The following is a 6,414-nucleotide window of genomic DNA, read 5'->3' as shown; positions in this document are numbered from 1 at the left end:
GCCCGATCGGGGCGCCGCCCTCCGACATGCCGCGGCTGGTGGTCAGCGCGGCGGCCGATGCGCGCTACGCCCGCGCCTTCGGCCCTGGGCTGGTGCGCGGCATGGCCGGGCAGCAGGCGCTCGGCATGCACCTTCATCTGGTGGCGGCCGAGGCGACCGCGCGGGAGATCGCGGCCGGCCTCGCGGCCGAAGCCTCGGCCTGCGGCACGCGCCTCGCCCTGACCTGGGCCGAGCCGGAGGCGAAGGACATTGCCTTCTACGCCTGCGCCCGGTTCCTCGTCGCGCGGGAGGTGATGGAGCGCTTCGGATGCTCGGTCCTGCTGGTCGACGCGGACAGCGCACCGCTGCCGGACCCGCGGGCGATCGAGGCGCTGGCCCAGGCCGCCGCATCGGACCAGGTGCTGCTGCGGATCCGCGCGCGCAGCGCCTCGGGCTACCTGCCCTGGCGGCGGCTCGCGGCGGGGCTGGTCTTCATCCCCGGCGGCCCGCACGGGCGGCGCTTCGCCGCGGCAGTCGCCGGCGCGATCGACTGGTTCTGGCGCGGCGAGGGAGCGCGGCTGTGGTGGATCGACCAGCTGGCGCTCGAGGCCGCGCGCATCGTGATCGAGGCGGATGGCAGCGCACCGCCGGTCGCCGAGGTGCCGTCAACGATCTCGCGCGCCTTCGCGCCGGTCGGGACCGCCAGGAGGGCGGCCGGGCTCCGAGGCCTCGGGGTGCGCGAGGCCGTACTGGAGACTGCGGCTCGGGACGCGATGGCACCCATGCGGGCCGATGTGCCGCGAATGCCAGGCGTGCAAACCGTAGCGCGCGCAACGCTGGTGCCGCCGGGCCATACGGGCGCGCCGGGCGTTCCATTCCGGACGGCGATCCTCGATGCGGCCGGCGCCTCCGTGCCCGAAGGTGACCTTGTGCGGCGCGGCTGGCGCCTGGGCGGCGCCGAGCCGGGCCCGGTGCTGCGTCATCTCGAGGGTCGCTTCGCCTATGGCGGAATCCTGTTGCCGCATTTCGGGCATTTCCTGATCGAAAGCCTGTCGCGCGCCTGGTTTCTGCGCCGCAACCCCGGACTGCCGGTGCTCTGGCACCGCCATGGGCGGCGCCCGCCTGCGGCGCAGGCCGAGGTGCTCAGCATCCTCGGCCTCGCGGCGCCGGCGACGCATGTGCTCGATGCCACGGTCACCGTCGGGGAACTGCTGGTGGCGCGTCAGGCCGCCGAAGTCGGTGGGAGCTTCGAGGCGGACCAGGCCGCCGCGCTCGGCGTGGTGCCGTCCCGGCGGCAGCCTGGTTGCCGGCTTTGGCTGTCACGCGCGCAGCTCCCCGATGCGTTGGCGCGCATCGAGGGAGAGGTGGCAGTGGAGGAGTGTCTCGCCGAGCGGGGCTGGCGCATCATCGCGCCCGAGAGGATGACCCTCGCGGAACAGATGCGCGCGCTGGCCGAGGCGGAGGAGGTCGCCGGCTTCATGGGCTCTGCCTTCCACCTGCTGCTGCTGCTTGAGCAGGCGCCAGCGCGGGTGCGCATCCTCGACCGCGGCTTGCCACCGCATTTCCGCCGGACCTTCGAATCGATCGCGGTGGCGAAGGGTATGGCGCAGGAGATCTTGACGGTGGGCGCGGATCCGATAACGGGCACCGGGGCGCGCGTCACGATACGGCTGCGCGATCCGGCGGCCGTCGCCGCCCGCCTTCTCGTGTAGCGGCACCTGCCGGCGTCCGCGAGGCGCCGCGCTCCGCCTTACTCCGCAGCGATCGCCTCGTAGATCGCGTACTCCTCCGCCAGTCTAGCCCGCAGCCCCGCCATGTCGACGCCGGCGAAGTCGGCATCGCGCCGCGCCCTCGACTGGTTCGTCACCTTGATCTCGAGCGGCTGGCCGCCCAGCCGTTCGAGCTCGTCGATCATCCGGCGGTGGCTCTCGAAGCGGAACAGCTCGATGCGGCCGGTCCGCCCGTCCCACCCGCGCAGGAAGTCCGACTGGCGCAGCACGCCGCCCACACGCGGCGGACGCGGCGAGAAATAGGCCTCCAGAAAGGCGGCGAAGTCAGGATAGGCGGCCGCCGTCGCACCGCGCCCCGCCTGCGGCCGGCCGGCCTCATCCCAGGAATAGCGGTACCAGGAATACAGCCAGTCGATCGGTTCGCGCATCAGGCAGAATATGCGCGGCTCGAAGGCTGCCGGGGCGCGCCGTGCGCGCAGCATCGGCAGCACCCAGGTCTCCACGAAGGCGAGGTCCACATGCTTCATGTGATCTTTGAAGCGCGCGTCGCAGACCGGGGTCAGCGCCTGCTGAAGGGAGGTCGAGGCGCATTTCGGCATCGACAGCACGACGAAGCCGAAGCGCAGGGAGGACATCATCTCGTTGCAACCCGTCTGACACCGCTCATTGCCACAGCCCAGCCCGTGCCGTCACGGGTGCTCCCCGCCCTTCACCCTGCGCGCGCCGCGCCCGGCAGCCCCTTCAGCGCATCGGTCGTGTCGAAGTCCCGCAGCACCGCGTCGTCGGCCATCTCGACCTCGACCATGCGGTCGCCGTGGCGGCCGACCAGGTGGCGGGCGCCGACATCGCCGGTGATGGTCATGATCTCGGGGATGAACTCGCGCGCCCAGAGCATCGGGTTCCCCTGCTTGCCGCGGAAGGTCGGCATGACGATGGCGCGCCCTTCCTCGGGGTCGAAGGCGGCGATCAGGCGGTCGAGCATCGGCCCGGCCACCAGCGGCATGTCGCCCAGGCAGATCAGAACGCCCTCGGCCTCGGGCGGGAGTGCTGCGATGCCCGCCTTGAGCGAGGCCGAGAGACCTTCGGCATAGTCGTCGGCATGGGCGAAGATGACCGGGCGGCCAGCCAGCGCCTCCTCGACCCGGTCGCGCTCATGGCCGGTGACCACGATGATCGGCCGCGCGTGGGAGGCGATGACGTTGTCCACCACCCGCGCCACCATCGCGGTGCCCTGCGCATCGGCCACCAGCAGCTTGTTGAGCGGCGCCATGCGGCGCGATCGCCCGGCGGCCAGCACGATCGCCGCGACGGTGCGCGCGCGGCGCGGTGCGATCGCCGGCGGGGCCACGCGCGGGGCCTGGTCGCGCGGCAGGGGGCGGACGTCGATCTCCTTCAGCAGGCCGCCCACGCCCATGGCCATGATGTCGGCCGCGGCGACCGGGACGCCCGCGAAGATGCGCTGCAGCACCCAGTCGAAGCCGTTCAGCTTCGGGCTGCGCGCGCAGCCGGGCAGCACCATGGCCGGGATGTCGCCCACATAGCCGAGGCAGAGCAGGTTGCCCGGATCGACCGGCATGCCGAAATGGTCGATCCGCCCGCCGGCGCGCACGATGGCCCCCGGACCGACATCGCGCCGGTCCACCACCGCCGAGGCGCCGGCGACCAGCAGCAGCTGCGCGCCCGCGCGCTTCAGGCGCGACAGAGCCTCGGCCACCGGCGCTTCCTCGTGGCGCACGCGCTCGACCGCCAGCAGGCTGCCGCACAGCGCCTCGACCCGCGCGGCGGTCGCCTCCACCGCGCCCTCCATCACGCTTTCCTTGATGCCGGGCAGTTCGGTCAGCACCAGGCCGACCTTGAGCGGGCGGAAGGGGTGCACCGCGAAGGCCGGGCCGCGGCCGGCGCGCGCCACCGCCTCGGCCACGCCTAGCACCGCGCCGGGCACGGCGAAGGGGATGACCTTGATGGTCGCGATCATCTCCCGCGGGGTGACCGGGGTGTGGTTGGGCAGCGTCGCGACGGTCAGGCTTTCGTCGACTGCGTTGATCGCATCGATCCGCTTCGCGTCGATCACCAGCAGCCCGGCGGTCTCGGCCAGCAGGTTAACGCGGCCGGTGGCGGCGCGCGACCGCGCGACCAGCGGCGCCGTCAGCGTGGTGGTGAGGCGCTCCGCGGCCTCGTTCTCCGGCACGTCGCCGGCTTCGAGGCGGGCGGTGACGACCTCGCGCTTGCCGGCCTCCTTCAGCGCGGCCACGGCGTCGTCGTCCAGCACGGTGCCCTTCTTGAGCACGCGCGCGGGCAGGCGCAGCGAATGCGCCAGGATCGCGCCCTTGGCTTCCTCGAGCGGCGTGGGGCCGAAGATCATGCGGAGATGCCGATGCTGATGCGGCCTTCGGTGGGCGCCGGCCGCGGCGCGCCGAGCGCCGCGCCGCGCCGGGCGGCAACGATCTCGGCCATCACCGACAGCGCGATCTCGGGCGCGGTCACGGCGCCGATGTCGAGGCCGACCGGCGCATGGATGCGCGCGATGGCGTCGTCGCCATGGCCGAGCTCGCGCAGGCGCGCGACGCGCTTCGCATGGGTGCGCCGGCTGCCCAGCGCGCCGATGTAGAAGGCGGGGCTGCGCAGCGCCGCATCCAGCGCGGGATCATCGAGCTTGGGGTCGTGCGTGAGCGTCACCACGGCCGAGCGCGCATCGGGCCTGAGGGCCGCCATCGCCTCGTCCGGCCAGTCGGTGTTGAGCGACACGCCCGGCAGGCGTTCGGCGGTGGCGAAGGCGCGGCGGGGATCGACCACGATCAGCTCGAAGCCGAGCGGGGCGGCCATCGGCGCCATGGCCTGGGCGATGTGCACCGCGCCCACCACGATGATGCGCAGCGGCGGGTTGTGCGGGTGGATGAACCAGGCCTCGCCGTCGAGCATGACGGTCGCGGCCTTCTCGGATCCGAGCGCATCGCGCGCCGCCTCGGCCAGGGCGCCGGGCAGGGCTTCCTGCGGCCAGAGGTGCTGCGCGCCATCCGACAGGCGGGTGAGCAGCACGACCGGGCGCTGCGCCGCACGCTCGGCCTGCAGACGCGCGAGGGTGTCGGCCTTCATGTCAGCGGCTCCACGAAGACCTTCACCTTGCCGCCGCAGGACAGGCCCACTTCCCAGGCGCGCTCATCGGAGACGCCGAAGTCGAGCAGCTGCGGGCGGCCCGTGGCCAACGCCTGCTTCGCCGCATCGGCCACGGCCCCCTCGATGCAGCCGCCCGAGACCGAGCCCATCAGCCGGCCCGAGGCGGTGACCGCCAGGCGCGAGCCCGCCGGGCGCGGGCTGCTGCCCCAGGTCTCGACCACGGTCGCGATCGCGACCTGCTCGCCCGCCGCGCGCCACTCCGCCGCGATGGCGAGGATGTCCTCGGACTGCGTGGTGTCGGTCGTCATGCCGCCATCCTCCCGCGCTGCGCGGCATGGGGGTCGGACAGGGTCGCGACCAGCTCGCGCAGGCTGTTCAGGTTATGCACCGGGCGGTGGTCGTCCACATGGGGCAGCATCGCCCGGATGCCCTGGGATTTGGGCTGGAAGCCCGCGAACCGCAACAGGGGATTGAGCCAGATGAGCCGCCGGCAGGACCCGCGCAGGCGTTCGGTGGCTTCCGCGAGCCCTTTCGCCCCCTCCCGGTCGAGCCCATCGGTGATCAGCAGCACCACCGCGCCCTGGCCCAGCACGCGCCGCCCCCACTGGCGGTTGAACAGCGCCAGCGATTCGCCGATGCGCGTGCCGCCCGACCAGTCCTGCACGATGTGCGAGATCATCTCGAAGGCGACTTCCGGGTCGCGGTGCTTCAGCTGGCGCGTGATGTTGGTCAGGCGCGTGCCGAACAGGAAGCTGTGCACGCGATCGCGGTCATTGGCGACGGCATGGAGGAAATGCAGCAGGATCTGCGCGTAGCGGGACATGGAGCCGCTGATGTCGCAGAGCGCGACCAGCGGCGGCGGGCGCGTGACGCGCCGGCGCCGCGCGATGTCCAGGATCTCGCCGCCGGTGCGCAGGCTTTCGCGCACCGTGGCGCGCAGGTCGGTGACCGGGCCGAAGGGGTCGGGGCGGAAGCGGCGGGTGCGCTGTTCGTCGAGCGGCAGCGCGAGGCGCCGGATCTCCTGCTTCGCCCGGGCGATATCGTCGGCGGACATCGCCTCGAAATCCATCTGCTGGAGACGTTCGCGCTCGCTGACCGTGAAGGTCATGTCGTGCTGCGGCGGCGTCTCCTCGGGCGGCTTCGGCTTCGGTGCGTTCTGCTGCAGCGCCTCGGCCAGGCGGCGCGACGCGGGGGGCGGCTTCTCGTCCTTCGGCTTGTTGCCATCCAGCAGCGCCATGGCGGCGGCATGCGCGGCGGCCTCCGGGTCGCGCCAGAACAGCTGGAAGGCCTGGTCGAAGATCTCGAAATGCTCGCGGCGATGGACCATCACGGCGCGCAGCGCGGCATGGACCTGGCGGCGCTCCGCGAGGTCGATCTCGGTCAGGGCCTCGAGGCCGGCGATCGCCTCGCCTGGGCCGAGCGGCAGGCCGGTGCGCCGCAGCAGCCGCGTGAAGGCCAGCAGGTTCGAGGCGAGATGCCCGCCGGGCGCGGTGGCGGCACCCGCCGCGCGCGCCTGCGCCGCACCGATGATGCGCGCGGCGTCGCGGTCCGGCGTCAGCGCCATCGCGCGCCTGCGCGCGTTGCCGCGATG

At 73.1% G+C, this 6,414-nt stretch carries 6 protein-coding genes; 1 reads left to right on the top strand and 5 read right to left on the bottom strand.

Going from position 1 to position 6,414, the window contains the following annotated elements; all coding sequences use genetic code 11:
• Positions 1 to 1,691, top strand: a 1,691-nt coding sequence (locus tag HW578_RS21285; protein WP_198372723.1) for a glycosyltransferase family 61 protein, incomplete at its 5' end; no start/stop codon positions are given.
• 38 nt (positions 1,692 to 1,729) lie between these two features.
• Here the strand turns inward: HW578_RS21285 and HW578_RS21280 are convergent.
• The 5 genes from HW578_RS21280 to HW578_RS21260 form a co-directional block, all read right to left on the bottom strand.
• Positions 1,730 to 2,347, bottom strand: coding sequence for a hypothetical protein (locus HW578_RS21280; RefSeq protein WP_198372722.1), 618 nt, complete (start codon positions 2,345 to 2,347; stop codon positions 1,730 to 1,732).
• Between the two features lie 71 nt (positions 2,348 to 2,418).
• Positions 2,419 to 4,071 carry an NTP transferase domain-containing protein gene (locus HW578_RS21275; RefSeq protein ID WP_198372721.1) on the bottom strand — a complete coding sequence of 551 codons (1,653 nt, stop codon included), beginning with the start codon at positions 4,069 to 4,071 and terminating at the stop codon, positions 2,419 to 2,421.
• The gene (locus HW578_RS21270) at positions 4,068 to 4,802 is read right to left on the bottom strand and encodes an XdhC family protein (RefSeq protein ID WP_198372720.1); all 735 of its coding nucleotides are present in this window, start codon (positions 4,800 to 4,802) and stop codon (positions 4,068 to 4,070) included. The genes HW578_RS21275 and HW578_RS21270 overlap by 4 nt, the downstream gene beginning before the upstream one ends.
• Complete coding sequence (locus HW578_RS21265; RefSeq protein ID WP_198372719.1) at positions 4,799 to 5,131, bottom strand: XdhC family protein; 333 nt, start codon at positions 5,129 to 5,131, stop codon at positions 4,799 to 4,801. The genes HW578_RS21270 and HW578_RS21265 overlap by 4 nt, the downstream gene beginning before the upstream one ends.
• Entirely contained in the window at positions 5,128 to 6,387 is a 1,260-nt protein-coding gene (locus HW578_RS21260) for a vWA domain-containing protein (RefSeq protein ID WP_198372718.1), read from the bottom strand. The genes HW578_RS21265 and HW578_RS21260 overlap by 4 nt, the downstream gene beginning before the upstream one ends.
• Positions 6,388 to 6,414: the final 27 nt, after the last annotated feature.

Origin of the sequence: Roseomonas rosulenta (assembly GCF_016106005.1) — a bacterium.
GTDB lineage: Bacteria > Pseudomonadota > Alphaproteobacteria > Acetobacterales > Acetobacteraceae > Neoroseomonas > Neoroseomonas rosulenta.
This window is presented reverse-complemented; position numbering and strand designations above follow the sequence as displayed.

Coding starts and splice junctions, on each gene's coding strand:
- HW578_RS21260 (WP_198372718.1), bottom strand. CDS start 6,387: ATGGCGCTGACGCCGGACCGCGACGCCGCGCGCATCATCGGTGCGGCG.
- HW578_RS21275 (WP_198372721.1), bottom strand. CDS start 4,071: ATGATCTTCGGCCCCACGCCGCTCGAGGAAGCCAAGGGCGCGATCCTG.
- HW578_RS21270 (WP_198372720.1), bottom strand. CDS start 4,802: ATGAAGGCCGACACCCTCGCGCGTCTGCAGGCCGAGCGTGCGGCGCAG.
- HW578_RS21280 (WP_198372722.1), bottom strand. CDS start 2,347: ATGATGTCCTCCCTGCGCTTCGGCTTCGTCGTGCTGTCGATGCCGAAA.
- HW578_RS21265 (WP_198372719.1), bottom strand. CDS start 5,131: ATGACGACCGACACCACGCAGTCCGAGGACATCCTCGCCATCGCGGCG.